This window comes from Burkholderia sp. PAMC 26561 (assembly GCF_001557535.2).
Classification (GTDB): Bacteria; Pseudomonadota; Gammaproteobacteria; order Burkholderiales; family Burkholderiaceae; genus Caballeronia.
Genome location: NZ_CP014310.1, coordinates 367,574 through 393,298 on the forward strand (window position 1 = coordinate 367,574; position 25,725 = coordinate 393,298).

General features: G+C 56.6%; 19 protein-coding genes, 9 pseudogenes and 1 other annotated feature. Of the genes and pseudogenes, 13 read left to right on the plus strand and 15 right to left on the minus strand.

What is annotated here, in order from left to right; genetic code table 11:
* Positions 1 to 1,610 precede the first annotated feature (1,610 nt).
* The 4 genes from AXG89_RS32290 (at position 1,611) to AXG89_RS32305 (ending at position 3,438) form a co-directional block, all read left to right on the plus strand.
* On the plus strand, positions 1,611 to 2,294 hold the full coding sequence (locus AXG89_RS32290) for a tyrosine-type recombinase/integrase (RefSeq protein ID WP_082771697.1): 684 nt from the start codon (positions 1,611 to 1,613) through the stop codon (positions 2,292 to 2,294).
* Between the two features lie 83 nt (positions 2,295 to 2,377).
* Positions 2,378 to 2,626, plus strand: coding sequence for an AbrB/MazE/SpoVT family DNA-binding domain-containing protein (locus AXG89_RS32295; RefSeq protein ID WP_062174692.1), 249 nt, complete (start codon positions 2,378 to 2,380; stop codon positions 2,624 to 2,626).
* A complete protein-coding gene (locus AXG89_RS32300) occupies positions 2,620 to 2,940 on the plus strand; it encodes a type II toxin-antitoxin system PemK/MazF family toxin (protein ID WP_062174693.1) in 321 nt (106 codons plus the stop codon). Before AXG89_RS32295 ends, AXG89_RS32300 begins: the two co-directional genes overlap by 7 nt.
* Before the next feature lie 63 nt (positions 2,941 to 3,003).
* Positions 3,004 to 3,438, plus strand: a complete 435-nt coding sequence (locus AXG89_RS32305) for a hypothetical protein (RefSeq protein WP_062174695.1) — start codon at positions 3,004 to 3,006, stop codon at positions 3,436 to 3,438.
* 193 nt (positions 3,439 to 3,631) lie between these two features.
* On the opposite strand, the gene AXG89_RS42550 is transcribed toward AXG89_RS32305, so the two are convergent.
* On the minus strand, positions 3,632 to 3,817 hold the full coding sequence (locus AXG89_RS42550; protein WP_162916189.1) for a hypothetical protein: 186 nt from the start codon (positions 3,815 to 3,817) through the stop codon (positions 3,632 to 3,634).
* A 127-nt stretch (positions 3,818 to 3,944) separates the two neighbouring features.
* Here AXG89_RS42550 and AXG89_RS44215 point away from each other — a divergent pair, with 127 nt between their 5' ends.
* The gene (locus tag AXG89_RS44215) at positions 3,945 to 4,073 is read left to right on the plus strand and encodes a hypothetical protein (protein WP_256936054.1); all 129 of its coding nucleotides are present in this window, start codon (positions 3,945 to 3,947) and stop codon (positions 4,071 to 4,073) included.
* A 372-nt stretch (positions 4,074 to 4,445) separates the two neighbouring features.
* Here the strand turns inward: AXG89_RS44215 and AXG89_RS32320 are convergent.
* Positions 4,446 to 5,629, minus strand: a protein-coding gene (locus AXG89_RS32320; protein ID WP_119024726.1) for an IS3 family transposase whose coding sequence is annotated in 2 segments (ribosomal slippage) — positions 4,446 to 5,344 and positions 5,344 to 5,629 — 1,185 coding nt in all. Because the reading frame shifts where the segments join, the coding sequence is not laid out codon by codon here.
* Between the two features lie 259 nt (positions 5,630 to 5,888).
* Here AXG89_RS32320 and AXG89_RS32325 point away from each other — a divergent pair.
* A pseudogene (locus AXG89_RS32325) lies at positions 5,889 to 6,912 on the plus strand (IS110 family transposase).
* A 159-nt stretch (positions 6,913 to 7,071) separates the two neighbouring features.
* On the opposite strand, the gene AXG89_RS32330 reads toward AXG89_RS32325, so the two are convergent.
* Positions 7,072 to 8,094: an IS30 family transposase gene (locus AXG89_RS32330; protein ID WP_062174701.1), complete on the minus strand. Its 1,023-nt coding sequence runs from the start codon at positions 8,092 to 8,094 to the stop codon at positions 7,072 to 7,074.
* Positions 8,095 to 8,170: 76 nt separating this feature from the next.
* Positions 8,171 to 9,223 (minus strand): annotated as a pseudogene (locus tag AXG89_RS32335) (IS630 family transposase).
* A 237-nt stretch (positions 9,224 to 9,460) separates the two neighbouring features.
* On the opposite strand from AXG89_RS32335, the gene AXG89_RS32340 reads away from it, so the two are divergent.
* Positions 9,461 to 10,239 (plus strand): IS5 family transposase gene (locus AXG89_RS32340; protein ID WP_442861784.1). Its coding sequence is split into 2 segments (ribosomal slippage): positions 9,461 to 9,770 and positions 9,770 to 10,239, totalling 780 coding nucleotides; the frame shifts between segments, so codons are not numbered across the junction.
* Complete coding sequence (locus AXG89_RS42555; RefSeq protein ID WP_162916155.1) at positions 10,193 to 10,333, plus strand: hypothetical protein; 141 nt, start codon at positions 10,193 to 10,195, stop codon at positions 10,331 to 10,333. Before AXG89_RS32340 ends, AXG89_RS42555 begins: the two co-directional genes overlap by 47 nt.
* 348 nt (positions 10,334 to 10,681) lie before the next feature.
* On the opposite strand, the gene AXG89_RS32345 is transcribed toward AXG89_RS42555, so the two are convergent.
* Together AXG89_RS32345 and AXG89_RS32350 are read right to left on the minus strand one after the other, a co-directional pair.
* A complete protein-coding gene (locus AXG89_RS32345; protein ID WP_062174703.1) occupies positions 10,682 to 11,869 on the minus strand; it encodes an IS91 family transposase in 1,188 nt (395 codons plus the stop codon).
* 98 nt (positions 11,870 to 11,967) lie between these two features.
* Positions 11,968 to 13,544 (minus strand): IS3 family transposase gene (locus AXG89_RS32350; RefSeq protein ID WP_236873570.1). Its coding sequence is split into 2 segments (ribosomal slippage): positions 11,968 to 13,085 and positions 13,085 to 13,544, totalling 1,578 coding nucleotides; the frame shifts between segments, so codons are not numbered across the junction.
* A gap of 65 nt (positions 13,545 to 13,609) precedes the next feature.
* Here AXG89_RS32350 and AXG89_RS32355 point away from each other — a divergent pair.
* Positions 13,610 to 13,780: pseudogene (locus tag AXG89_RS32355) on the plus strand (transposase); the annotation flags it as partial.
* A gap of 142 nt (positions 13,781 to 13,922) precedes the next feature.
* Here the strand turns inward: AXG89_RS32355 and AXG89_RS32360 are convergent.
* Together AXG89_RS32360 and AXG89_RS32365 are read right to left on the minus strand one after the other, a co-directional pair.
* Positions 13,923 to 14,199 (minus strand): annotated as a pseudogene (locus AXG89_RS32360) (transposase); the annotation flags it as partial.
* Positions 14,200 to 14,256: 57 nt separating this feature from the next.
* Positions 14,257 to 14,394, minus strand: coding sequence for an IS66 family transposase (locus AXG89_RS32365; RefSeq protein WP_442861775.1), 138 nt, complete (start codon positions 14,392 to 14,394; stop codon positions 14,257 to 14,259).
* A gap of 81 nt (positions 14,395 to 14,475) precedes the next feature.
* On the opposite strand from AXG89_RS32365, the gene AXG89_RS32370 reads away from it, so the two are divergent.
* Positions 14,476 to 15,650, plus strand: a protein-coding gene (locus tag AXG89_RS32370) for an IS3 family transposase (RefSeq protein WP_119024612.1) whose coding sequence is annotated in 2 segments (ribosomal slippage) — positions 14,476 to 14,749 and positions 14,749 to 15,650 — 1,176 coding nt in all. Because the reading frame shifts where the segments join, the coding sequence is not laid out codon by codon here.
* 313 nt (positions 15,651 to 15,963) lie between these two features.
* Here AXG89_RS32370 and AXG89_RS32375 read toward each other — a convergent pair.
* Together AXG89_RS32375 and AXG89_RS43815 are read right to left on the minus strand one after the other, a co-directional pair.
* Positions 15,964 to 16,284: a DMT family transporter gene (locus AXG89_RS32375; RefSeq protein ID WP_062174706.1), complete on the minus strand. Its 321-nt coding sequence runs from the start codon at positions 16,282 to 16,284 to the stop codon at positions 15,964 to 15,966.
* 680 nt (positions 16,285 to 16,964) lie between these two features.
* Positions 16,965 to 17,157, minus strand: a pseudogene (locus tag AXG89_RS43815) (transposase); the annotation flags it as partial.
* 179 nt (positions 17,158 to 17,336) lie between these two features.
* Between AXG89_RS43815 and AXG89_RS32380 the strand changes: the two are divergent.
* From AXG89_RS32380 to AXG89_RS32390, 3 genes and pseudogenes are all read left to right on the plus strand, one after another.
* A complete protein-coding gene (locus tag AXG89_RS32380; RefSeq protein WP_236873571.1) occupies positions 17,337 to 17,972 on the plus strand; it encodes a TetR/AcrR family transcriptional regulator in 636 nt (211 codons plus the stop codon).
* A gap of 133 nt (positions 17,973 to 18,105) precedes the next feature.
* Positions 18,106 to 18,984 carry a haloalkane dehalogenase gene (locus AXG89_RS32385; RefSeq protein WP_062174709.1) on the plus strand — a complete coding sequence of 293 codons (879 nt, stop codon included), beginning with the start codon at positions 18,106 to 18,108 and terminating at the stop codon, positions 18,982 to 18,984.
* Positions 18,985 to 19,408: 424 nt separating this feature from the next.
* A pseudogene (locus AXG89_RS32390) lies at positions 19,409 to 20,639 on the plus strand (IS3 family transposase).
* Positions 19,711 to 19,827, plus strand: a sequence feature (AL1L pseudoknot). Its footprint overlaps the pseudogene before it by 117 nt.
* Positions 20,640 to 20,652: 13 nt before the next feature.
* Here AXG89_RS32390 and AXG89_RS32395 read toward each other — a convergent pair.
* The 5 genes and pseudogenes from AXG89_RS32395 to AXG89_RS32420 form a co-directional block, all read right to left on the minus strand.
* On the minus strand, positions 20,653 to 21,762 hold the full coding sequence (locus AXG89_RS32395; protein ID WP_162916190.1) for an alpha-hydroxy acid oxidase: 1,110 nt from the start codon (positions 21,760 to 21,762) through the stop codon (positions 20,653 to 20,655).
* 527 nt (positions 21,763 to 22,289) lie between these two features.
* Positions 22,290 to 22,661 (minus strand): annotated as a pseudogene (locus AXG89_RS32400) (transposase); the annotation flags it as partial.
* Between the two features lie 382 nt (positions 22,662 to 23,043).
* Positions 23,044 to 23,913 (minus strand): annotated as a pseudogene (locus AXG89_RS32410) (IS110 family transposase); the annotation flags it as partial.
* A gap of 13 nt (positions 23,914 to 23,926) precedes the next feature.
* Positions 23,927 to 24,271 (minus strand): annotated as a pseudogene (locus tag AXG89_RS32415) (transposase); the annotation flags it as partial.
* 229 nt (positions 24,272 to 24,500) lie between these two features.
* Entirely contained in the window at positions 24,501 to 25,694 is a 1,194-nt protein-coding gene (locus AXG89_RS32420; protein WP_062174716.1) for a lactonase family protein, read from the minus strand.
* Positions 25,695 to 25,725 lie beyond the last annotated feature (31 nt).

The window sequence follows — 25,725 nt, forward strand, 5'->3', positions numbered from 1 at the left end:
GCAGTAAAGGGCAGCAAAGCTCGTTTCTGTCTTGTCACACTTTGACTTTGAAGTAGGAGGACGAATGCTGTGACCTGCTGTACGACCAGCAGTTGCCTACCCGGACAGGCGTGACTGGTAACGGTCGGGTCTGAAGCTCTGGGGAGAACGTGCCTCTCTATCGAAGGTTCACCCCGGCGACGGGGAAGGAATCGACACTGCCAGCAGTCGTGCGGTGTGGGGTGCCAGGCAAATTCCGCATGCGCAACATATGTGAACTGTCGTTTTAAACCTCGTGAAGCCCACTGGGCCAAAACTGCTGACAGGCCCTGACCAAAAAGGTACGTAGCCGGTTGCTTCTGTGAGGACAAGGAGCACGTCGTCACCAGTGCTACCGGGGGAGAGACAGGCGCTAAACGGATAGGCCCAGAGCATCGGGTCGACAGGAACGGGAACGTGGTAACCCCGACTCACCGCCAGCTTCGCGGGACATTGCGAGATGGCAGGTAACCCGCAAGGGAAACTGTGGGTGGAGCGGGAGAGAGAACGCGGAGAAAGCGAATGGCAGGCTGTAATGGCCTGTATAGGGGTTCGAACTTTGCCCTAACCCGAAAGGGTGCAGACTTCCGCGTGGTGCAGTTGTCGTAGGTCCACATTTGAGATTCGCCGATGGGAAGCTTGTAAGTGACCGGTATCGCTCCGGTTCAGCGCCCTTCGTCTCAGTGATGGGATGAATCAACAATGTGACACCTGCGAAGGGCTTGCGCAGTGTGGCAAGACCGGCGTCAGTGTGGCGCTTAATGCTGTGCTCGAGCGCAGTGCGGTGAAAGTCGCATGCTGCGTTCTTCGGGAGCCGCGTTTCCGAGAGGGAACGTGGCTACCCTCTCACGGCTTACTCAGATACGTGGACCACCAAAGTAGAGGACAAACAAGGCACAAAACCATAGACTTATCCACAACCGGCTGACATTTAGACCGGTTCCCACCCCGGGTCACAATTCAGTCGGCGCGGTGGTCTACTTTTAAGTCGGCGAAAACAATCGTTGGAGTTTTCGTTGCGGTGGAAGGAACGACTGCGCGGCTTGCCAACAAGGATGCTGCTCGCCGTGCAGAACGGGATGCAAATCAACGATGTTGCGAGCTTGCTGTCACCGGCTATAGTCATCTTTATTGGTGGCACGACCGAGTGGAAGGAAGCCACGGCGCAAGCCTGGGGTTATGTTGCGCGACGGCGGCACTGTCACCTGCACGTCGGGCGGGTGAACTCAGCTCGTCGGATTCGCATTTGCGCGGCCGCCGGCGCTGATAGCTTTGACGGTTCTGGCGTAAGCAGATACGCAAAGGCGTTGCCGCGACTCGACCGTGCTACACGGCAAGGCGATATGTTCGCCGCCGCGGACGACTCGCTTGAAAAAGCTCAGCGAGCAACTGCTCAGCTGTTCTTGTAGCAACTTTCGACTATCCCCAAGGCGCTTGCCTTGGGGATTTTTTTTGGCCGTCGTAGGTGTGCTGCATGGGCCACCAGGTACTTTCCGAGGGCTGGTTGCCTGGCGGGGTGTCACGCTTGAAAAAGAGCCTTCCGGTTTCTCTCTCTGAACAAAATCGATTTCCAACACGTTCAGAGGACCGCTATGCGTCAGCAAGGCATTAAACGCGCCGAAGTTCTATCCCCGAGCCAAATCCGTCATCTACTTCGTGTTACTGACGCCACGAGTCGCTACCCCGAAAGAGACGCTGTTATCTTGCTGTTGGGGCTGGGATGCGGCATGCGAATTACCGAGACAGCTCAAGTTACTGTTGCAGACTTTTTATTTTCCAAGCGGCGAGCTGCGCCTAGAAATATCTTTGCGCGCCGCGATCACAAAGGGGTGTCGGCAACGCTGTGTCGTTCCGTCGTCGCCGAAGCTTATCGCTGCGTTACGCCGGTATGTGGCCATCGACGCGAGCGTGGGATCGGGACAACTTTGGGCCGCACCGATTTCAACGGTCTCAATTGTCAGCTTCCTCTTATTGTTAGCCGCAAGGGCTATCCGTATTTGCTCAGTTTGAAGCGACGGGAAAATGCGGAAGGATGCACAACAGACTATTGGGCTGCCGATTCGCTACAGGCATACGTCACTGGCTTGTACCGAGCTGCTGGCCTGCGAGGCACGAGCCACAGCGGACGCAGGACCTTTGCAACGAGCTTATTTAGAAAGGGCGCAACTATCGAGCAAGTGCAACTTCTTCTCGGGCACGAGAGCATTGATGATACCAGTCGCTACATCGACAATCGAACTCAAGATTTTAGGGCTGCGATCGCAGCGGTCATTTGAAGCAAGACACTGGGTCCGGTTTGTTATAACATTGTATTGACACGTCGAACGATGAGGCATAACATTGTTATTACTGAGGTGATATGAAAACGGTAATTCGGAAAATGGGCAATTCCCAGGGGATTTTGATTCCCAAGCCAATTTTGGCCCAACTTGGGTTCGAGGATGAGGTAGACATGGAAGTTGTGGATGAGTCGATCGTGCTGCGGCGTCCATCGCCAAAAGTACGCGCTGGCTGGGCGCAAGCTAGCAAGGAGATTGCAGGCTCGAACGATGACGCCTTGGTAATGGGGGAGTTCGCTAATGATGGTGACGCGGAGCTTGCATGGTGAAGCGAGGAGAGGTTTGGCTTGTCGCTCTTGACCCGACTATTGGTAGCGAAATTCAAAAGACTCGCCCGTGTTTGATCGTCTCGCCGCCCGAGATGCATGACCATCTTAAGACCGTACTTGTCGCGCCGATGACCAGCAAAGGTAGGTCGGCTCCCTTTCGAGTGCCGGTTTCATTCGCCAAAACGGACGGATTAATACTGCTGGATCAAATGCGCGCCGTCGATAAGAAGCGTCTGGTAAAGAAAGCTGGCGTGATTGCCGATAACACATTGTTGAAGGCTCTACGAACGCTGCAGGAAGTTTTCGCGGAATAGGAAAACAGGGAAAAGCGACTGGCGGTCGCCTCGTCGCTTCGAGATGGGATTGGGAGAAGTGCGATGCAAGCTAAGCAAGAGTTGTCGAACAGGCTGGACGCGTCGATTAAAGATGCGCTCGGCAAAGCGAAAATGAACTATCGCCTTGCCTATCTTTGCTACATCGTGGCATTTCTCACCGGTGCGGCGGGTTCAGTTATCGTTGCGCTTGACAGTAAAGGCGCGTATCGCGCGATTGCGGCAATCGCAGGGATACTGCCGACGTTGGCTTTGTCCGCGCTTTCCACTTTCAAGTTGAGCGCGCGTGCCGACTGGCACTATGATCGTGCGAGGGAGTTGAAGAAGATTTGGCGCCACCTGCTTAACGCAAGTGACGGGGATGTAACAAAACTCATTGATTGGTGGAATAACACCGAAGACGCACTTGAGAAACGGTGGCCGAAGTTTGGTGTTTTACCTCATTCCGAAGGAACTCAGACCCTTAAGAACGATGAGTAGGAAAAGAGCATATGAATGCTATTTGGCAACGGGGATTGGGTGTAGTTGTTGTGTTGTTCAGTCTCTCGACTGCTAGCGCGCATACCTTGAATGCACAACAGAAGTTGTCTCTGTGCGGTGAGCCAATTTCAGCGATTGGGGTCGACAGTGGCGATGCATGTATGCGTGCCGCGTCGACAATGACGATACACACCTACACATGCGGATCGAGATTGATGGAAAGTCGCAGGCGACCGCCGTTGAGGATGGTCAGATGCAAGCTGTTCGCGCGTCCGATGTGGGAGTGGAGCTTGTCCCAAAGGGGGTTGATGCCAGCGGGCGCGTAAGCCTCACGTACCATGTGGTCGATTTTTCGAATGATAAGGATGGATTCGGACATGGACTGTTGCCTGACTACGCACTGCTACCAGTCGGCATGACAGCCAAGACCGAAAGTCTAGCGGGCCATCAAATCGGCATAACTGTCGAATCGATACACGATTAAATCGGAAAACGGAATACACCAGATGCGAGAAACAATTCTTGAGCGGATTGAACGCACTACCGGCGTGATGCGCCCGCCGGAATTGAAAGCGCTTGCGGAAGCCTATGAGATGGAAGCGATGTTGCGGGACGCAGGCTTGTTGGGTGGCTAGGATGAGCGTGCCGTCAGCGCACCACTCGCACGACCCAAAAGTAACCACGGAAAACAATGGACAACACGGTCATCGAGCATAGCCTGTACTGCGACGAGCGCAATTCGTTCTCATCGTCTGAGTACAACGTGGGCTTCAGCGTTGGCTCGTACATCGACGGAGGGCGTTCGCTCGGTCGCCGCTTTGGGTTCGTTGAACAAGGTGCTTATCGTCCGTTCGGCAGCCTTCAATTGGCCGTGCGTGCGTTGGCCTGGGCGTTGCATCAAGACGGCTATCCCATTGAATGCCGCCCGGCGACTCACGACACGTGGAGTCCGGTCATTGAACCGAGATTCGACGCCGTGACCTTGCCTCGTTTCCACGTACAGCAACTCACGCTGCTTTTTGTGCGGTCTCGTAATCGCACGGTGTCCGGTAACCGATCGACGAATGGATGCGCTGTCGATTGTAAAATCCTTCGATCCAATCGACTACATCTAGGCGCGCCTGCGCGCGTGTTTCGTACCGACATCGCGACGTTTGCTCGACTTTTAACGTCTTGAAGAAGCTTTCCATTGGTGCGTTATCCCAGGCGTTTGCGCGCCGACTCATCGACATCGTCATGTGGTACTGACTGACCAATTCCCTGTAGCGCCAGCTTGCATATTGACTGCCGCGGTCCGAATGTAAAATCAACCCTGATCCTGGACGACGCTGCCAATACGCCGATCGTAAAGCATTAGAGACCAGTTCGGCATCAATGCGCTCGGACATTGACCATCCCACAATTCTGCGACTGCCCAGGTCCAGAATCGCGGCCAAGTACAGCCACCCCTCTGCGGTGGGCAAATACGTGATATCACTCACCCACGCCTGATTCACATCCCAGCCGTCGAATCGTCTGTCCAGTACGTTTGGCGCTACCGGCAAACGATGAGCCGAGTCAGTCGTCGCAAGCCACCTCCGGCGGTAGACTGGACGCAGTCCTTGACGCACAAGGCTGCGTCGTACACGTTCCGCACCGGTTTTCACACCTCGTGCGTTCAGTTCTTTAACCAGTCGTGGACGACCGTACGTGGCCCGGCTTCGCGCGTGCTCGGCGGCTACGTGAGCATCGAATTCAGTACGCCGCAGCGCCCGCGCGCTTGGCCCTCGCACACGCCACTGACAGTAGCCGCTGCGTGAAACGCACAGCAACCGGCAAAGCCTGCTGACAGCGTATCGGTCGCGGCTAGCGTCGATCCATGCATACTTCACCGCGACCCCTTCGCGAAGTATGCCGTCGCTTTTGAGAGTATTTCTATATCCAACTTTGCACTCGCCAGCTCCTTGCGAAGCCGGCTATTTTCCGCCTCCAGCTCTGAGACCGCTGGCTTCGTGCGGGGCGCTGGCACCGCAACTTCAGCAACGCTCACTACACCTTGTTTCAACTGTAGCCGCGCCCAATTTCCGATCGTCGCCACCGGCACGCCCAGACGCCGTGCCGCCTCGTTATGCCCGACAGAATTCGCCAGCCGCGCCGCCTCCTCTCGGAATTCCTCCGTGTAGCGACGATTCGGTACATTCTTTTCGCTCATCTTTGCCTCCGTTCAACAGATTATCCATCTACTCTGCTGTACGTTGTTTCGAGGCAAGGTCACCGATACATGCTGCCGAGTCATGCCTAAGGCTGGGATGCCGGTGTATGACCTGACTCCCGAATCCGACGATGATTTTTAAGAGATGGTTTCAGAAAGACATTGCGGGGCTGTTAACTTTCTCGACATGCTGTAATGGGATGGTCACCCCCACCTAACAGCGAGTGGATTGACCGAACTTCTCAGCGGAGGCCGTGCCATGCAAAACGTTACGTTAGTCGGTATCGATTTGGGTAAGCACTCATTTCACGTTCATGGGCAGGACAGAACCGGTAAAGCGGTGTTTCGCAAAAAATTCTCGCGAAAGCAACTGCTTGAGTTCTTCGCCAACTTTAACGGCTGCACTATCGCGATGGAGGCGTGTGCTGGTGCTCATTGGATGGCACGCAGGCTCAACGAGTTCGGACACGTTGTAAAGCTGATTTCTCCACAATTTGTTCGACCGTTCATCAAAAGCAACAAAAACGATCGTCGATGCTGAAGCAATTTGCGAGGCTGCTTCGCGACCGTCGATGCGCTTTGTGACACCAAAGACCGAAACTCAGCAAACGCTTTTAGCACTGCACCGCGTGCGTCAGGCTCTGGTGCGCGATCGGGTATGCACTACCAACCAGATGCACGGGTTTCTGCTTGAGTTCGGTGTGAGTCTGCCCGTGGGAAACGCTGTTGTGAAGCGGTTAGCGTTGGTGCTCGCTGAACATCAATTGCCGGCGCGCCTCATCGCAATTCTTGAACGATTGCATGAACACTTTAAATACCTTACCGAGCAAATAGCTGATATTGAAAAGGAAATGCAGCGGCAACTTTCAGAGGATGCCCTCGGGCAACGGTTGTTGACGGTTCCTGGTATTGGTCCCATCACCGCAAGCCTTCTTGCCTCGGAGCTCGGCGACGGAAAGCAGTATCGATGCAGCCGAGACTTCGCCGCTGCGGTGGGGCTGGTGCCAAGGCAATTCAGTACAGGTGGAAGATCGACCCTGCTCGGTATATCGAAGCGAGGCGACAAGAATATTCGGCATCTGCTCGTCCAGTGCGCCCGATCATTCATGCTACGGCTAGATAAGCAATCCGGACCTGTAGCAGATTGGACCCGGGCGATGCTCACACGGCGACATTCCTGCGTGGTTGCATGTGCGTTAGCCAGTAAGCTTGCAAGAATAGCGTGGGCAATCGTGAGCCATAACACTGTTTTTAAAGGTCAAGCGACAGCCTCAGTTGCGTAAGATGCGTCACCTGCGAGTGTCAGTAATCAATCAATCTGGTTTTGCGACTGCTGATAATTGATGACGTGGACGGCAAAACGACCCGGCGGAGATCCTGATAGGTTAACGAGCTTTCGAAGCTGACGCTGGGCGGTCTCAAGTCGAAGTGCAACAGCTAGGTTAATGTTTAGATGACGTTGCTAGATCCGCTGCTTGTAGCGTCGCGGCGAATACCTCGAAGGGAGAATGAAACGCATGGGTGGCACGAGGTCGATTGTTCAAGCTGTCGGCAATGATGTCGAGGTCTGCCTGACTATGCACGGAAAGATCGGTGCCTTTGGGCAAATACTCGCGCAACAGGCCATTGGTATTTTCACAAGTTCCGCGCTGCCACGGGCTATGTGGATCGCAAAAATAGACGTTCACGCCAGTTTGAGCGGCAAGTTCTTGATGTCGTGAGAGTTCACGCCCCTGGTCGTAAGTGAAGCTTTGACGCAAGTGTTCGGGAATCGAGTTGAGCTTGGCCGAGAAGCCGGCCAGTGCAGATTCGGCTGTGGCATCGTGCATCTTGGCCAGCAGTACCAGACGGCTTGTTCTCTCCACCAACACGCCAACTGAGGAGCGATTGCCTTCGCCTTTGATGAAGTCGCCCTCCCAGTGCCCGGGCATCACGCGATCCTCGATTTCAGGTGGGCGCACGTGAATGCTGACCATATTGGGAATTTGCCAGCGGCGATCATTACGCCGCGTGCGCGACATACGGGCGCGGTGAGCACGACGCAAACAAGCAATGAGTTGGCGCCGTAATTCTCCGCCTGGGTGAGCGTAGATGGTCGTGTAAATCGTTTCGTGCGAGACCTGCAAAGTTGGATCGGTCGGAAACATACGCTTGAGAACTCCAGAGATTTGCTGAGGTGACCAACGCCACTCGAGCAGCGTGAGGACGACCCTCCAGCAGGCGCTGTGAGGCCCAAGCTTGGGCGTGGTGACCGTGTCCGCTCGTCGGGCCGAACTGAGCGCGTGCGCCGCCGCTGGGAAATAACCGAGCACAGAGCTATTGCGCCTCAGTTCACGGCTGAGGATAGAGGCTGAGCGTCCGAGTATGCGGGCCATGGCCCGGATACTCGAGCCCCGTTGACGCAGGCTCGCGATCTCTAGACGTTCCTCGGCTTGCAACTGCTCGTACTGATTCGCTTTGTGCATTACAACACCTTATACGCTTTGGTGTTGCGCTTCAGTTTTGAGCCCGCCCTGTTACCAGGACCGCTAGTCCACTGCGTCATTGACTTGGCACCGGGCGAATTCGACTGGAAGGATCGTCATATTTCCATTTGATTGGTTTCGGATTCTGATTGTGCTCGCGGATATAACGCATCAGTTTGCGATCCAGATCCTTTACCGAAGTGAAGACGCCGCGGGCGATCACATCACGCTGAATGCGTGAGAACCAGTTTTCCACCTAGTTAAGCCACGAAGAGTAAGTCGGCGTGAAGTGCAAGCGCACGTTGCGATGCGCGGTGAGAAAGTCGACCACCCGCTGCGTCTTGTGGCTGCTTACGTTATCGCAAATGACGTGGATTTCCCGACGTTTGGGCTGGCTGGCGACGACGTCAGTCAGAAAGGCCACAAACTGCTCGCTGGTGTGGCGCGACGCCGTCCTGCCCAGCACCTCGCCGGTCGCCGTATTGAACGCCGCAAACAGGCTGAGTGTCCCGTTGCGTTTGTATTCGAAGCCATGGCTCTCGGCGCGTCCCGGCGACAGCGGCAGCATCCGGTCCTTACGCTCAAGTGCCTGGATCGCGGTCTTCTCATCCACGCGGAACACAGCCGCGTGCGCCGGCGGGTTCAGATAAAGCCCGATCACGTCGGCCGCCTTGGTCTCGAAGTCCGGGTCGTTGGAGACCATGTGTCGTTCCAAACGCTGCGGCTTGATGCCGTGTTTGCGCCAAATGCGCTGCACGGCCGAGACCGACACGTCGCCCAGTTCTGCTGCGAGCTTGTAGCTGCTCCAGTGTGTCGAACCGTCGGATGGTTTGTGCTTGAGGGTGCGGCTGAGTACCCGCGCTTCCAACTTGGCAGGCGGCTGCACAGGAGCGCGCCCGGGGTGGCGAGCGTACATGCCGGCCAGTCGCTCGTTGAGGAAGCGCCCCGACCAACGTGCGATGAAACGCGAGTCGCAGCCCAGTGCGCTCATGATCCCGTCGCGCGATTCACCGTCCTCGAGCATCAAGATCAGTTTTGCACGTCGCACGTCCGCCGCGCGCACCGTTCGGCTGCGTGCCGCCGAAAGCAGTTGCTCACGTTCGGTATCTGTCAGATTCATTTTGCCCATGACCTAAATTCAAACATAGACAGGGTGCCAAGTCAATGACGCAGTGGACTAGGTGAGATTCTCATCGAGGCGCGAGGATTGTTCCTCAAAAACGACGCCGGATAGATTTGAGCAAGCCACCACACATCGAATTCAGTGTTGCAAAAACGGGGGTGACCATAGATTAACCTTGGCCATCGTGACGACGAGACCAAGGGAATGGACAAGCCGATCATTGACGACGAATTATAGAAACGAATTGAACCCTTACTGCCAAAGCCGAAGGCTCGACGCGAGAAGTATCCAGGTCGCAAGCCGGTACCCGACCGCGCGGCATTGAGCGGCAATGTGTTTGTATTACGCACAGGGCTACGTTGGCACGATCTACCCGCCGAAATGGGTTGCGGCTCCGGGGTGACCCGTTGGCGTCGCTTACGCGACTGGCAAGAAGTAGGCGTGTGGGATCGATTGCACGAACTGCTGCTCGCCGAGTTACGCGCAGCTGGACAGATCGACTTGTCGCGGGTGGTTGTCGATTCCTCTTCCGTGCGGGCTATTGGGGCGGGCCAAAAACTGGGCCGAACCCCGTAGATCGGGCGCGGCCCGGCTCTAAGCACCATGTCGCTACTGACGCAAACGGGGTGCCGCTCTCGATTATCTTGACCGGTGCCAATCGTCACGACGTCACACAATTGTTGCCGCTGATCGACGCGATTCCAGTCATCCGTGGCATTCGCGGCCGCCCTTTGCAAAAGCCCCAATTCGTCTATGCTGACCGCGGGTACGACTCCGAAGCACACCGACAGAAATTGCGCGAACGGGGCATTAAACCTGTACTCGCCAAGCGCCGCACTGAGCATGGCAGCGGACTCGGGAAGTATCGATGGGTAACGACAACGTCCCATTCTGGGTGGGTAATTGGCCTGAGCTTTGGTATCGCGCTGCTACTCTTGTTCGAACATCGTAAATCGAAACAAGGAGCAATAGAACATGACGCAAGACAACAATCCCAACGCGCTTGCCGATGGCCTCGCTAACCGCCTGATGAAACTACACGGCGATCTTGAGGCTCGTGGCGACAGGGGCACAGATTGGACGCTCGCACGTGCGTTGGAGGATCGCATTGTTTAGGGTTGTAGGATGCCTGCCCTGATCCGCGTGCAAGCGAACTCGCGCAGAAGCCGGCGGGCAGGCGTCCTACAAGCCCCAAGGGAGGGAACCGCGGAGTGCTCCGATGTGATCGAAACGTTCACTGCTATGGCGATTTATCAGGGCGGATCGTGCGTGGGATAGATTGAAACGCGGATGACGGTGAACCGAAATCGGCAAGATCGTGGCAGCGACAGTGCAGCGTATCGCTATGTGGAGGATTTGACGAGCGCCAAACTGCTGGTTTGGTGCGATGCGCGCAAGCGTCTCCTTTAAGCTCTCGTTGCTGAAGAGCCGACAGTCGATCGGTGCGCGCGGACATGATGGCGCTCATGCGTAGGCTCGCTCAACCGGTGGCGCCCGGATAGGTCTGCTACGTTGCAGTATGTCGATGATGATCATCGGCGAACCGCAGTGCCGGCAAACAAATGTTGACGGTACTGCGGCTGTGGCTACGACGTCGGCATTGGTTTCGATAAGGGCAGGCACTACGCCAAGCAACTCGCGTATCTTCGCGAGATTCTCGCGCCGCGAAGGGTTCGCGAGCAGACCGTAATGACGGATGCGGTGGAAGCCGCCCGGCAGCACGTGCAGCAGAAACCGTCGCACAAACTCATCGGCTTCGAGTGTCATGGTCTTGTTGCGAGTGCGTCCATTCACACGGTAGTCCTTCCAACGGAAGGAGACGCCGCGTTCGTCGAGTGCGACCAGGCGTTGGTTGGAGATCGCGACCCGGTGCGTGTAACGCGACAGATAGGCGAGCACTGCTTTGGGTCCCGCAAATGGGCGTTTGGCATAGACCACCCACTCGCATGCGCGCATTGGCGCAAGCCATTTAGCAAAGGCTCTGAGCTCGTTGAGCTCGGCGTATTCGCCGAAGAAGCGCAGCTGGCCCCGGCGATAGGCGGCCTCCAGCTCTTCGAGGAAGCGTCTGCGAAACAGGCGCGAGAGTACGCGCACTGGAAGAAAGAAACCTGGCTTGCACGCTACCCACCGGCTTCGGTCCGACGACAACCCGCCACCGGGAACGATCCCATGCACATGGGGATGATGCGTAAGCGCGGAGCCCCACGTATGCAGGACGAGCGTGGCGCCGATCTGTGCCCCGAGATGCTTCGGATCGGCGGCGATGGTGCGCAACGTCTCAGCCGCGATATCGAACAGCAGCCCGTAGATGACGGCCTTGTTGTAATACGCAATTGCGCTGATCGCAGCCGGCAGCGTGAAGACGACGTGGTAGTACTCGACGGGCAGGAGATCTGCCTCACGCGCTTCAAGCCATCGGCGCGCAGCGGTAGCCTGGCACCTTGGACAATGTCTATTGCGACATGAGTTGTAGGCGATCAAGACGTCGGCGCACCCTTCGCAGAGCAGCACGTGCCCTCCCAGCGCCGCGCTGCGGCACTGTTCGATCGCCGACATGACCTTCAGTTGCCCCAGGCTCAGGTTAGCGGATTGCCGCCACGTTGGGCCAAGAGAGCGAAAGACGTCGGCTACCTCGAGCGCGCGATGCACCACGAAGGCGACCTATTCGCAATTCAAACCCTCAAGAGGGCTGATCACCTCACGCAGAATATCGGTAGATTTCAAGGTAGATGTCGCCTCAACGATTAAATTTAGGCGGCTTTTTGCTCCTGTCGGTGGTTGCGTTTGATGGGTTCAAAGTTGTCTGTGCGATCGGGATTCAAATGGACGGTGTGTACGCGCTTCCAGTTTCGAGTGGGGCCTTTCCATCGTAGCGGGTTGCGCTGCTTTGCCGCCTCGTAGAGCATCGCGCGGCGATCGAGGATCTGCTGGTCGAGGTTGGCGTGCCGTTGGGCAGGCGTGACGAAACGGATCGCGCTGTGACGATGTTCGTGGTTATACCAGCGCACCAACACGGTGACCCAAGCGCGCGCGGCAAATAGAGTGTCGAACGCCTGCAGAGGATAGGCCGGCCGATACTTCAGTGTTTTGAACAACGATTCCGAGAACGGGTTGTCGTTGCTCACGCCCGGTCGACTCAATGACGGCATGACACCCAGAGCCTGCAGGGTGGCGAGCATCGTGGCACCCTTCATTGGGCCGCCGTTATCCGAATGCAAAATCACCTGACCCGGTTTGATCGCTTCACGTGCACATAGGTCCTTCAGAAGCTCGCTGGCCTGGGCGCTGCTCTCTTCAGCGTAGACCTGCCAGCCGACGACCATCCGACTGAATACGTCCATGAACAGATAGAGATAGAAATACTGCCCGCGAACTGTCGTCGGCAGGTAAGTGATATCCCAGCTGAACAATTGATTGGGCTCGTCGGCACAAACTGCGCGAGGCTTGCTGCGGGCGCGCGCTGGTTGTTCACTGCGCCGATGAGCAAGCTGTTTCTCTTCACGCAGCACCCGGTAGAACGTCGATTCTGAGGCGATGTAGCGGCCCTGGTCGGCCAATCGAGGGACGATTTGGCTCGGTGGCAGATGAGCGAATTCGACAGAGTTGGCCACCGCCAGCAGTTCAGCGCGCTCATCGGTCGACAGCTTGTGAACAGCATCATGATGGCGTAAGGCGCGCCCATCCACTGCTTCAGGACCGCCGCCTTGCCAGCGCTGCACGGTGCGCGCGCTTAGCCCGAGCACAGCACATGCGCGTGCCTGACGAGCCCCGGCTGTAGTCGCCTTGCCGATCAGCTCCTGCAATGTCGCACGCTCTTCGGGGGAGCTCATTCGTCCTCGTCCCCGAACAGCGCCTGGTACTTTTTTGAAAGTATCAGCAACGCGGCCGCCTCCGCTAAAGCCTTTTCCTTGCGTTTCAATTCGCGCTGCAGCTGCGCATTGGCCTGTTTCAGCTCGCGCAGTTCTGGAGCGTTTGCACGTGCGCTGCTCGCGGTGCCGGCCGAGCAAAACTGGGCACGCCACTGGTCCAGATGATGAACAAACAAGCCACGTTCACGGCACCACGCGCTGAGTGCCTCGGCGCTCAGTCCATGGCTCTGCTGCAATGCCAGCAGGCGATCTTCCAAAGACCAATCTTCCGGGCGCCGTGCATCGACTGGCCCCGGGTTGCGGTTTGCGGCGTTAGACACGCGGATCCACTTCCTCAAAGTTAATACGTTCATGTTCAGTTCCGCGGCAACCGTTCCTACGGACCGGTTGCCGCGTTGCAGGACCTTTGCCAGCGCCTGCTCCCTGAATTCAACAGAATACGTCTGTTTGGCATTCAACCTACACCTCTGAGTTCTTCGGATTAAGAAAATTCAGAGGCGACATCTATTGTGACGCAGAGGGTGCCTGTACCCAGACCCGTCAGACCAACGCATTCATCGAAGCCATCAACGGGCTGTTTCAGGCAGCAAAGCGCAAGGCTCGTGGATATGCACGCTTTGAAACCATGCGCACGGTCTTGTTTCTCATTGCCGGAAAACTTAGCTTCGCCGCGTTCAACGCGCATGCCCGCTGAGCCGCATTACCCACTGAGTTTTCAAAAGAGCCAAGGTCTTTTTGTGCAGGCGATAACCCGCATTTTCGTTTCTGATTCACCGACATTCCCTCCCCGGCCGACATTAGACCAGAAGGTGTCGCAACGACCGGTTGAACGCGCCGCGAATTTTTTTTAGTAAATAGCATTCCATCCTCGCTTCGGCCAATTCCCGCTTGACCCCACCCAGCTCCGCCTCGATCTCCGTCAGGGGCTTCTGGTACTGTCCAACCTTCTCCGGCTTGCCGGCCTTCGCAGCACGTACCCGGTTCGCCAACGTCTTCATCGATATTGACAGTCGACGGGCGGCTTCAGACACGCCGACGCCGTCCGTCATTGCCAGCTTCACTGCTTCTTCACGAAAATTCCTTCGTGTAAAAAGACTTCGGGATTCGGTTCATCAACGCCTCCATTCCACAATTTTACGGGATGTTGCCGTCCATCTTTTTCAGCCGACCTCAAGCGTTATAGGGTTCGTAGCCATCGGTCATCAGGACCGCGCCCTTATGGACACCCGTGAACAGCTTGTAGGCCAAATGCGCGCCGCGTGCAGGCGTGTACGTAAAGCAGCGGATTGGATTTCCTGAATCTGTCATCTGCGACCAGAGATAGCTCTTTGAGATAGGCTGAAGAAAGTGGAGATCAATGTTTCGTAGAATGAGCGAAATGGAGATCAAATGAATCGAGGACCGAAAGGCCGCTACACGAAGGAGTTTCGCGAGCAGGCGGTGAAGCTCGTTCTTGTCGATGGACTGTCGCAGCGAGAAGTTGCGGGCCGATTATCTTTGTCGGTTAAAACGCTTGGCGCTTGGGTCGTTGCCGAGCGAAAAGGGACGCTAACGAAGGTAGGCGAGACGCAAAAGCCGCAGAGCGAGTTGGAGGCGGAATTGGCGCGGGTCAAGCGCGAGCTGGCGACGGTCACGATGGAGCGCGATATTTTAAAAAAAGCGACGGTCTATTTCGCGAAGGAGTCGCGGTGAGATGTGACCGGATCGAAACGATGCGACAGGACTACCCGATTTCCGTGCTGTGCCGTGTGTTTGAGCTAGGGGCCAGCAGTTTCTACGCTTGGCGCCGACGGCTCGACTCGCCACGTGCACAAGAGAACGCGCGCCTTGAAATCGAGATTGTAGCGGCGCACGAACGAACTCGGCAAACGTATGGGCGCGAGCGATTGCAGGCGGATCTGCTTGATCATGGCGTATGCGTTGGCCTTCACCGCATTAGGCGCATTCGCACCAAGCTGGGACTGCGTTGCAAGCAGAAGCGCAAGTTCAGAAACACGACGGATTCGAAGCACGATTTGCCAGTCGCACCGAATTTGCTGGAACGCAACTTCGACATGAGCATGCCGAACCAGGCCTGGGTGAGTGATATCACGTACGTGTGGACAGATGAGGGCTGGTTGTATCTAGCCGGCATCAAGGATCTGTTCAACGGCGAGCTGGTCGGCTACGCCATGAGCGAACGTATGACCCGCACCTTGGTAATGCAGGCGCTATTTGCCGCGGTCGCACTTAAACGGCCCGCAGCCGGTTTGATCCTACATTCGGATCGTGGCAGTCAATATTGTTCGCATGACTATCGGGATCTAGCAAAGCAGTTCGGCATGACGATGTCCATGAGTCGCAAGGGCGATTGTTACGACAATGCGCCGATGGAAAGCTTCTGGGGGTCGCTCAAAAACGAACTCGTGCATCACCGCCGGTTCACGACGCGCGCCGAGGCCCGGCAGGCCATCACCGAATACATCGAGATCTTCTACAACCGGCAACGCAAGCAAGCCCGTCTTGACTATCTGTCGCCTGCTGCTTTCGTGCAGCGATTTTATAAAACGCGACTCGCGGCTTAACCCATTGCTCTCCACTATTGACGACCGACCTCACTTCGTCTGAGGCTGAGGCTGACTTCCCGTTTCCTTCAGGCCCTGAATCATCGTCTCGTCGCAGTAAAGCAGCTCTGCATCCAGACAGATTATCAGAAGGCCTTATCGCGACAAAACCCTTCGTTATGAGCCGAAGGTGGTTGTAACCCGAACTTTACCGCGGCATCGTAGTTGCGACAGAACCTGCTTTGACTGGTCCTCGCCTATTGATCAGCGGCAGGGCTGTATCGCCGTCTCTACGCACAAGTGCGGCACGGACGTTGGAAAGTGGGTGCCACGATCACCCGCCGGACGTAAACTTAAGGCCGATCGCGCACGCGATCAGCCCGGCAATTAGCAGCAGGCGGACGGCTGTTGCGGGTTCGCCAAACCAGATGATGCCGATCGCAACCGTCCCAACGGCACCGATACCAGTCCAGACCGCATAAGCCGTTCCCAAAGGAATTAAACGCTCAGCGAGTTCAAGGAAAAGCAGGCTGAGGGCTACGCAGATTACGAAACCCGCAACTGCATAAAGATTCTTGAAATTGTCGCTCAGTCGAAGTGTCGTTGTAAAGCCAACCTCGAACGCGCTCGCAAGGAGAAGCCAGACCCAGCCCATCAGGAAGCACTATTCAGGTCATTAGGAAATCCCGGCATTGTTCTTCCCCGTTGAATAAATCGGTGAGATTGCAAAGAAGCAGATACGGCTGCACGCGGGATTCGTAGCTTATCGATATTACACCCAAAATCCGAACACAAGCCTTAGGAGTCCGCGCGGCGGATAAGAATTGGGATGGTGAGCTACTGACATCGAATGCCGACCTGCAAGCGACGCCGATTTTCACCCGGGGACGGCGAGTGGTAGGGCCGATTCGATCACGTTTCGATCAGACCGTTGAAGCAAACGCGCTGTGGCACGCTTATGCAGTCATGATATTGACCATTCTTCGGAGGTTTGAGCGTGGCGCAGACGAGTTTCCATTCTGGCGGGTCCTAGTCAGGCCGCGCAAGCGGAATTGTCGGAACCCTAAACCTGCTTTACCCAAGCCTTGGGCCGTTCGGACAACCAATTTCGCTGACGGTGAACTCCTGCGTGGCCATTGACTAAATCGTTCTGCCATCGCGGCGCCCAGCGGCCGTTCCTTCGGAGCAATTGCTGCGATCTCCTTTCTTCTTGCCAAGAGCGACGATCTACTCAGGGGGTGCTCGAGCACCCAACGCCAAAGCGCCGATTTGCCCAAGAGAGCATTCTCGACAACACCCACGGACCCGCAGCAGTGGATCGAAATCCCAGTGCTGGCGATCGTGAAGCCCTACGTTCTCCAACTTACCGTCCTCTGCGGCGCGAACCTAGGCACGCCAACGTCTTCGTCGTTATTGACATCCGACGTGCGGCTTCGGACACGCCGACACCGTCAGTCATTGCCAGCTTTACTGCCTCTTCACGAAATCCCTTCGTTACATAGCCTTGGGATTCGCTTCGGTAGTGGATCGATTCCTCAATTCTACGGAACGTTTGGCGTCCACTGTTTCAGCCGGCCTCACTCACTTTGCGCACATGTTCAGTAGAGTCCGCAGTACATTGATTTCGTTCTGAAGGAGAATTCCAGTCTTCAGATTGCGCAGGATCGACCGAAGAATAACCCTGTCGGGGCTGTTGACGAAAATCGCTTGTATAAGAATGATCGTTCTGCTAGGCTGACTTTTATGCCTAGATCACGAACACTTGCTAAAGACGCCATAGTCGTCACCGCCATGGAGCATTTCTGGCGCTATGGATTCGCTGGTGCTTCCATGGCAGATCTTGTGGACGCGACTGGCGCAAGTCGAGCAGCCATCTACAGCGAATTCGGCGGTAAAGATCAACTGTTCGTCGCTTGCCTAGAAGCGTACAAGGAAAAAATCGTTACACCCGCGTTTTCGAGGGTTGAAGCTGATGGAGCAATGCTAAATGCAGTTCATGCGTACTTCGAGTTTCAGATTTCACGTGGGGTAGCGAAAGGTTTGCCAGGGTCCGGATGTTTATTTGCAAACACGATGACCGAACTTGCGCCGCACGACCACCTAGCAATGGCGAAGGTTCGCGAACACAACGCCCGGCTTACCGCTGGCTTTTATCAGGTTTTGGGTAATGAGAACGCTGCTGAGAAACGACTTGGCGGTGTCGAATTGCATGCTCTCGCTGTGATGATGACGACTTCGACCCAAGGGCTCTGGTCTATCTCGAGAACGGTAGACGATTCAGCGGTATTGCGTCGAATCGTTTGTACACTGATCAGTTTGGTAACTGACAGGGTTGGTAGCTGATGGACCAACTTTCGAAGGAAAACCGTTTCACGACTATTCATGGGAAGCAAATAGCCTACCTCAAGCATGGCGAGGATGCCCTCATTGGATTCCTCCATGGCAATCCGACGTCGTCTTCAACTGGATTACAACGATGCACCAGCGTTCTCTCAAAAAGCTCGAGGTTCTTGGCTCACAAATGGCGTATGTGGATGTCGGGAACGGACCAACGATCCTGTTCTTGCACGGTAATCCAATGTCGTCCTACCTGTGGCGCAACGTCATCCCACATGTGGCGGCGCATGCTCGGTGCATAGCCCCTGACCTTATCGGCTTTGGCGACTCGGACAAGCCTGACCTTGCCTACCGCGTGCCTGACCAGGCGCGTTATCTCGACCAGTTCATCGAGAAGCTTGGCCTTGACGACGTAGTGCTTGTACTGCACGACTGGGGCTCGGCTCTCGGCCTTGACTGGTCGCGGCGGCATCCGCGCAAGGTGCGGGGGTTGGCGTTAATGGAGATCATTTGCCCTCAGCCGACTTGGCTAGACATGAATCCGGTTGTCGCGCAACACTTCCGGGAGTTCCGCGACCCGGGGGGCAGCCGCAAGCTACTGATCGACGAAAACGCTTTCATCGAGCGGATCGTGCCAGAGAACATTGTGCGCCAACTGTCCTCGGAAGATCTCGACGCCTATCGGCGCCCGTTCCGTGACCCCGCAAGTCGTGAGCCGATCTGGCGCTTCCCAAACGACTTGCCGATCGCGGGCGAGCCGGCCGACGTTTATGCCATGGCAGTCGCCTACCACAACTGGTTGCTCGAAACAGATGTCCCAAAGCTATTTTTCTGGGCCGACCCCGGTGCGCTGATTTCGGTCGAACGCGCCGCATACTACCGAACGCGATTGAAGGCCTGTCACTCCGTCGCGCTAGGCAAAGGTATTCACTACGTTCAGGAAGACCACCCCGACTTAATTGGCCGGGAAATTGTCAGTTGGCTCAACGATCTACCTTCTAGCACGAAGCCGCGCTAAACCCACTGAATACAGCGTTCATGTAACGCATAGCGTACCCCAGCAGTTGATGCCTGTGCTGCGTTGGGCACTTGATTGAGCGCTTGTGGCTTTGCGTCGGAACAACCTGAACAACCCAAAGCAAAGTAGCTGGAGGACCTGTTGAATGGAAGCAAAAATGTACCGAGCCGCCGCTTCCTCTCGGAATCTTTCCGTGTAGCGACCGCGGCGGTGACACGTGGCGACGCGGGCGCGGACGCCCTGATTGTGGATTTTGGCGATGGTGATCAGCCGTTTCGATGAACGTGAACAGTATGGAAGCTGGTGTTTCGCGGTCAGTGAATATAACGAAGGTGATCACGATGGGGATGGGTCAGATTGCTTTGTGAAGCGCCCCGCAAATGTAGGAGACTTTGGATCTTGGCTGTAACGGGAGATTTGAAGAATGGAAAACGCAAGCAAAGTAAGGAAGCCAACAGGGGCGAGATATTCCGAGGAGGTTCGGGAAGGTGCGGTCCGGATAGTGTTGGAGCACCAGCCCGAATACGAGACGCGGGGCGCGGCGATGCGCTCGATTGCCTCGAAGATGGGCATGTCGCGTGAGACGCTGCGCAACTGGGTAATTCAAGCCTAGCGGGATCGCGGGCAGCGGGCGGGCACAACGACGACGGACCTGGCGCGGCTCAAGGAGCTGGAGCGGGAGAATCGGGAATTGCGCACGGCCAACGAGATTCTGCGCAAGGCGTCCGCGTATTTCGCGCTGGCGGAGCTCGACCGCCGACCGAAGTCATGATCACGTTCATCGACGATCATCGTGCGCTCTACGGGGTCGAGTCGATCTGCCGGTTGCTGCCGATCGACCCGTCGACATACTATCGGCACGCGTCTGGCGTCACGACCCGCAGCAATGATCAGCACGAGCGCGCCGCGACGCCGGATTGAAAGCCCAGATCCGAGAGGTCTGGGAAGACAATTTCGGCGTGTACGGCGCGCGCAAGGTGTGGCGCCAGCTGTTGCGCGAAGGCGTTAAGATTGCCCGCTGCACGGTCGAGCGCTTGATGAGGGCGATGGGCATTCAGGGCGTGCGGCGCGGCCGCGTGATCAGGACCACTCAGCGAGATGATGCGGTGCCGTGCCCATCGGACTTGGTGAAGCGGCAGTTCCGGGCCGACCGACCTGACGCGCTGTGGGTCGCGGATTTTACGTACCGTTCGACGTGGTCGGGGTTCGTGTACGTAGCGTTCGTGAACGATGTGTTCGCGAGGCGTATCGTTGATTGGCGCGTGTCGTGCTCGATGCGCACAGACTTCGTACTGGTTGCGTTGAACCAGGCGCTGCACAAACGCCAGCCGGGCGAGGGTCTCATACATCATTCGGAACACGGGTCGCAATATTGTTCGCAAGACTATCGGGATCTAGCAAACCAGTTCGGCATGAGGATGTCCATGAGTCGCAAAGGCGATTGCTACGATAACGCGCCGATGGAAAGCTTCTGGGGCTCCCTTAAAACCGAACTCGTGCGTCACCGCCGGTTCACGACACGCAACGAGGCCCGACAGGCCATCACTGAATACATCGAGATCTTCTACAACCGGCAACGCAAGCAGGCCCGTCTTGACTATCTGTCACCTGCTGCCTGCATGCAGCGATTTTATGAAACACGACTCGCGGCTTAACCATTGCTCTCCACTATTGACGACCGACCTCAATGCAAACGCGGCCCAGCAGCGCCATCGTGCGAGTGAGTTCGTCGGCGAGAATGGCGAGCGCGCGGGACACGCCCCTCTCGCCGCACGCAGCCAGTCCATACAGCACGGGCCGGCCGACGAGCACGGCATCCGCGCCCATTGCGAGCGCCTGGACAATGTCACTGCCGCGCCGGACTCCGCTATCGAGCAGCACGGCGATGCGACCATCGGCCAGGCGCACCGCGTCAGCCAAAACGTTCATGGGCGATGCCACCAGATCGAGTTGCCGGCCACCGTGGTTGGACAGCACGACGCCATCCGCGCCGGCATCGATCGCACGCGCGACGTCATCGATCGCGAGCAGTCCCTTGATGATCAGTTTGCCGTGCCAGCGCTCGCGCAGCCACACGACATCCGACCAGTCGAGGGAGGCATCCATTTCCGTGCGAAGCCATTCGGCAGTTTGCGCGGCCGACATCGACGTGCCGGTGAAGGCTTCCACATTGACGAAATGTGGACCGCGCCCGCTGCGCCAGACATCGGCGAGCCAGCGTGGATGCGCGAGCGCGTCGACGCGACTACGCCAGTCGATTACCGTCGGGCGCGTGTAATTGCGCTTGTCCCATTCGCGGTTGCCGTAGACGGGACCATCGACCGTCAATACCAGGGCCTCGCAATTCGCGGCGCGCGCGCGGTCCATCAGATGCTGCGCGAAGTCGCGATTGCGCAGCACATAGAGCTGCATCCAGTGCGGCGTGTCGAGCTGCGACGCGACCGTTTCGATCGATGCCATCGACACCATGCTCTGCGCGAACGGAATACCCGCTCGCGAAGCGGCGCGTGCCAGGTGGACGTCGCCTTGATCGGTCAGGAGGCCATTGAGACCGGTCGGCGCGACGATGATCGGCAGCGGCAATCGTCGTCCGAACACGCGCGCGGATACATCGATCTTGTGCACGTCGACCAGTGCGCGCGGAACGAATGTCCGCTGCAAAAACACTTCGCGATTGCGTCGCAACGTAACTTCGTTCTCTGCGCCGCCTTCGAGATACTCCGCGATGAACCCCGGCAGCCGGCCATGCGCTGTGTCCCGCAAATCGTCGATCGTCACGGCGCGCGCCAAGTGATTACCGCGATACAAACGTCGGGAACGAGGCCACATCGAATAAAGTTTCTCAAGTAAATTCAGAATGAAGAATGCGGGTAATCGGTAATACGGTCAACGTTTTCAAAATCCAGCGTGCAATTTCATGACCGTTCGATGCAAAGCGCTATGTCCGTGCGTTCGTGGTTGGCCGATAATCAGCCATTCCCACCCCGAAAACTTTCACGTCCATGCCCGGCAACACCCTCATCACCGCGAACGTACAGCTTCTTCACGAAGCTCTGGTGTGTATGTTCTTGGTTTCGTCATCTGTGCTCTGGCGCCTTCATTTCGGCGTGCGTGGCATAATGCACGCCATGATACCGCTCGTTTTTGAAGCTGTTAAACCAGCTTTCGGTAGGGGCGTTGACGCTCCTATGTCAAGCAGAGGCCGTCGAATCGGCTAGATCGCGGGTACAACTCCCGGACAATAAAGCGCTTCAAGCAGCGGTGGATCTCCTTTGGGCATGCCCCTTCCTTTGTCCGGCGTTCGACATAGGCGCGCCGCTCGACATCTCGGGCAACGTCACCTGTAGTTCCTGTGCACGGCGGCTTAGCGTCGTATAGTTGGGCACAGGCAGATCCGCAAACGCGAGTTCACGAAGACTTTGCACAAAACCCTGAGAGGCTCGAAGCGTCAAATCATAAACGTGCTTAAGCGTTAGCACGGCCTGAATCATTGCATCCGAGTAGACCTGCGGCCTGCCGCGCTTGACGGCTCTCGCTTCGCTACCACTCATGAATGTGCTCTCGTCGATCCACATGGTCAAGCTGCCTCGTGCGATCAGCCCTGCGTTGTACTCCGACCAGATCCTGACTCGATAGACGCCTTTAGGCTCGCGGCTCTTGCGTTTGTCCTTGCGCATCTTCCCGCCAAATACCGAGAATCTACGCAATTCCTCCGCGAGTTATCAGAGGCAGCCCCACGACAGTTGCGAGTAAACGTCACCCCATGCAGCGATCGCTTTTTGCAACATGTATGGACGCCCCCGGCTTGTCAAACGATTCATTCCGTGATGGTTCGAAGGTGGAGATTGCAGCCATGTATCCGGACTTCATGTCAGGCTCATGCCTGCTGTCCCTGATGGAATTCGCTGGTCGGCGCCTTATCAACGCTGCGAGCTTCACGCTCGTGTTGCAAATCAGGCTTCTGCTAACCGCGGTCTGACCGTCTTGCCATCACTGTTTGATCGCCTGAGCAATCGTTGGTCTGGGAAATAACTTTTGAATGCGTTGGTCTCCTTGAATTCAGGTCTGCGTAGCTGGTCGCACCTCAGCAGACATGTAATCAGAACGGAAATCCCGATTATGTGCGAGCAGCGCCCAGATGATGCGCGCATTCTTGTTCGCCAGCGCGACGGCGGTCACATTGACATTTCGTCGTGCAAGCAACGTTTGGAGCCAACTGCCTGTTGCACCTTTGAGCTTCGCCCTGTAGATGACCGCGCGGGCGCCGTGGATGAGCAATGTTCGCAGATAAGGGTCCCCTCGCTTACTGATACCCAGCAACACGTTCTTTCCACCGCTCGAAGTCTGTCGGGGAACGAGACCGAGCCACGCAGCCAACTGACGACCGCTGGAGAAGTTCCGCGCATTGCCTATGGTTGCGGTCAGCGCACTGGCAGTAATCGGACCGATCCCAGGGACTTGCGCGAGCTTGCAACTCAACTCACAGCTCCGATGCCACGCTTCGATCTGGGCTCCGATTTCGTCGACCTGGCGGTGGAGTTCCTTCAGGTGTTCCATCAGTCTCTGCACGAGCAGTCGGAACGTGCTCGGGAGTTCATTGGTCGCGTCTTCGATCAATTCCGGCACCTGCTTGGCAATGTGCGTAATACCTTGAGCAACAACCAGTCCAAATTCCGCAAGCAACCCTCGGATCTGGTTAGCCTGCGCGGTACGGGCTTTGACGAAGCCTTGACGAGCCCGATGCAGCGACAGTACAGCCTGTTGCTCGACGTTTTTGATGGGCACAAATCTCATGTTTGGTCGTGCGACGGCCTCGCAAATCGCCTCAGCATCTGCGACATCATTTTTATTGGTCTTGACATAGGGTTTGACGAACTGCGGCGCCATCAGACAGACCGTGTGGCCAAAGGCTTGCAGTTTTCTCGCCCACTAGTCCACTGCGTCACTGACTTGGCACCGGGCAAATTCGACGGGAAGGATCGTCATACTTCCATTTGATTGGTTTCGGGTTTTGATTGTGCTCGCGGATATAACGCATCAGTTTGCGATCCAGATCCTTCACCGAAGTGAAGACGCCGCGAGCGATCACATCACGCTGAATGCGTGAGAACCAGTTTTCCACCTGGTTAAGCCACGAAGAGTAAGTCGGCGTGAAGTGCAAGCGCACGTTGCGATGCGCGGTGAGAAAGTCGACCACCCGCTGCGTCTTGTGGCTGCTCACGTTATCGCAAATGACGTGGATTTCCCGACGTTTGGGCTGGCTGGCGACGACGTCAGTCAGAAATGCCGTTTCGGGTGGGGGCGTCCATCCCATTAACGCCATTCTTAGACGAGAGTTGACCAAACCGTGGGAAGCCATTTTGGTCGGCTTGGCCGCCGTCATAGACGGCGTGCCGGTGCCGTACCGGATGGGATATGGTGCTTCGAATCTGAGAAGGCTTTAACAAAAAAAGCCCGCCGGACAGCAAATCGCGTCTGAAGGAGACGTTTGTGACACTGCGCGGCGAGCTCGCATTTCAAGTTCCAGCAAGTCCTTGAATACTAATCTTCGAGACAGTGTTTGCCGGCTGTTCCCCAAGCTTAGTAAGCGATCCGTCCGTACCGATGGAGTAAGCCACAATCTTGTCATCGCCAGGAAAATCTTGGTAGAGGAATTTGCTATCTGAACTAATCCAGGAATCCTCCGCAAAGCTCGCCAGGCCAGGGGTTACCGAGGGTTCCGAAGCCGCATTGCCATTAACCAGTGTCAGACGACCGCTGGCGTCGATGGAATAGAGCGCGATAACCCCGCTGGCGTTGCTTGCATAAGCGAACTTGTTATCGGGCGTGAGCGCAAGCCAGCAAGGACCGCCCGTTCCCGGAACGGTCAATGGTCCGCTCAGCGCTGACAGGATGCCGCTGTCCGCGAGCAGATAGGAGCTAGCCGTATTGCTTACCGCCTCAAGGGTCACTGCCACACGGGCGAGTGCGCCCCTTCCGAAGTGCGAGCTGAACGGCCCCATGCCCAGTGTCGGCGAGTCGACCGCGGCGCCAAGGGTGCCATCGGCATTAATCGCATAGGTTAGCAGGCTGGTGCTGGCCGCCGCGCCGGTACCCACGGCAAGACTCCGCACATCGACGAGGACAAACTTTCCGTCAGGAGAAACGGTTACCTGAGTCGGTAGCGCGTTGGCCTGCAGGGTCGGATACTGACCAATCTGCGTGAGCGCGCCATTAGCCCCGACTCTGTAAGCACCAAGTTGATTCTGTCCTTGTTGATAGGTGACGTAAAGCACTCCGTTTGCGTACGCGAGTGATGTGGGGAGTACTCCGTTGATCGGTGACGTGACCAACAGCGTAGGATTGCCGCCGGCGTGATCGATTGAAAATACGCTCACAGAGTTGTCTCCCGCATTGGTGACGAAAAGACGGGTCGAATCGGAGCTGACAATGACGCTGTTGTCGCTGGTCAACGAGTCCAGGCCCACTGTACCGCCGTTGGCGAACGTCACACCGCCAGTTCCTTTGCCCCCCGTCTTGACCGGCACACCCGAACTGAGAGTACCGTCGGCGTTGCGCGTGAAGTGCAACACGGCATTGGTGACATCATTGGACTGTGCAAATAGTTGTGGCGCAACCGGAGTCGATACTGCGTTACCGTTGTCGCTTCCGCCACAAGCTGCCAACACCCATATCGATATTGCAGATACCATCATTGTTTTTTTAAACATGAGCCCCTCTTAATGATATGAGCGATATGTG

Coding starts and splice junctions, on each gene's coding strand:
- AXG89_RS32290 (WP_082771697.1), top strand. CDS start 1,611: ATGCGTCAGCAAGGCATTAAACGCGCCGAAGTTCTATCCCCGAGCCAA.
- AXG89_RS32300 (WP_062174693.1), top strand. CDS start 2,620: ATGGTGAAGCGAGGAGAGGTTTGGCTTGTCGCTCTTGACCCGACTATT.
- AXG89_RS32365 (WP_442861775.1), bottom strand. CDS start 14,394: ATGACAGATTCAGGAAATCCAATCCGCTGCTTTACGTACACGCCTGCA.
- AXG89_RS32305 (WP_062174695.1), top strand. CDS start 3,004: ATGCAAGCTAAGCAAGAGTTGTCGAACAGGCTGGACGCGTCGATTAAA.
- AXG89_RS32420 (WP_062174716.1), bottom strand. CDS start 25,694: ATGTTTAAAAAAACAATGATGGTATCTGCAATATCGATATGGGTGTTG.
- AXG89_RS32295 (WP_062174692.1), top strand. CDS start 2,378: ATGAAAACGGTAATTCGGAAAATGGGCAATTCCCAGGGGATTTTGATT.
- AXG89_RS32330 (WP_062174701.1), bottom strand. CDS start 8,094: ATGCACAAAGCGAATCAGTACGAGCAGTTGCAAGCCGAGGAACGTCTA.
- AXG89_RS32385 (WP_062174709.1), top strand. CDS start 18,106: ATGCACCAGCGTTCTCTCAAAAAGCTCGAGGTTCTTGGCTCACAAATG.
- AXG89_RS42555 (WP_162916155.1), top strand. CDS start 10,193: ATGACGCAAGACAACAATCCCAACGCGCTTGCCGATGGCCTCGCTAAC.
- AXG89_RS44215 (WP_256936054.1), top strand. CDS start 3,945: ATGCGAGAAACAATTCTTGAGCGGATTGAACGCACTACCGGCGTGATG.
- AXG89_RS42550 (WP_162916189.1), bottom strand. CDS start 3,817: ATGTCCGAATCCATCCTTATCATTCGAAAAATCGACCACATGGTACGT.
- AXG89_RS32375 (WP_062174706.1), bottom strand. CDS start 16,284: ATGGGCTGGGTCTGGCTTCTCCTTGCGAGCGCGTTCGAGGTTGGCTTT.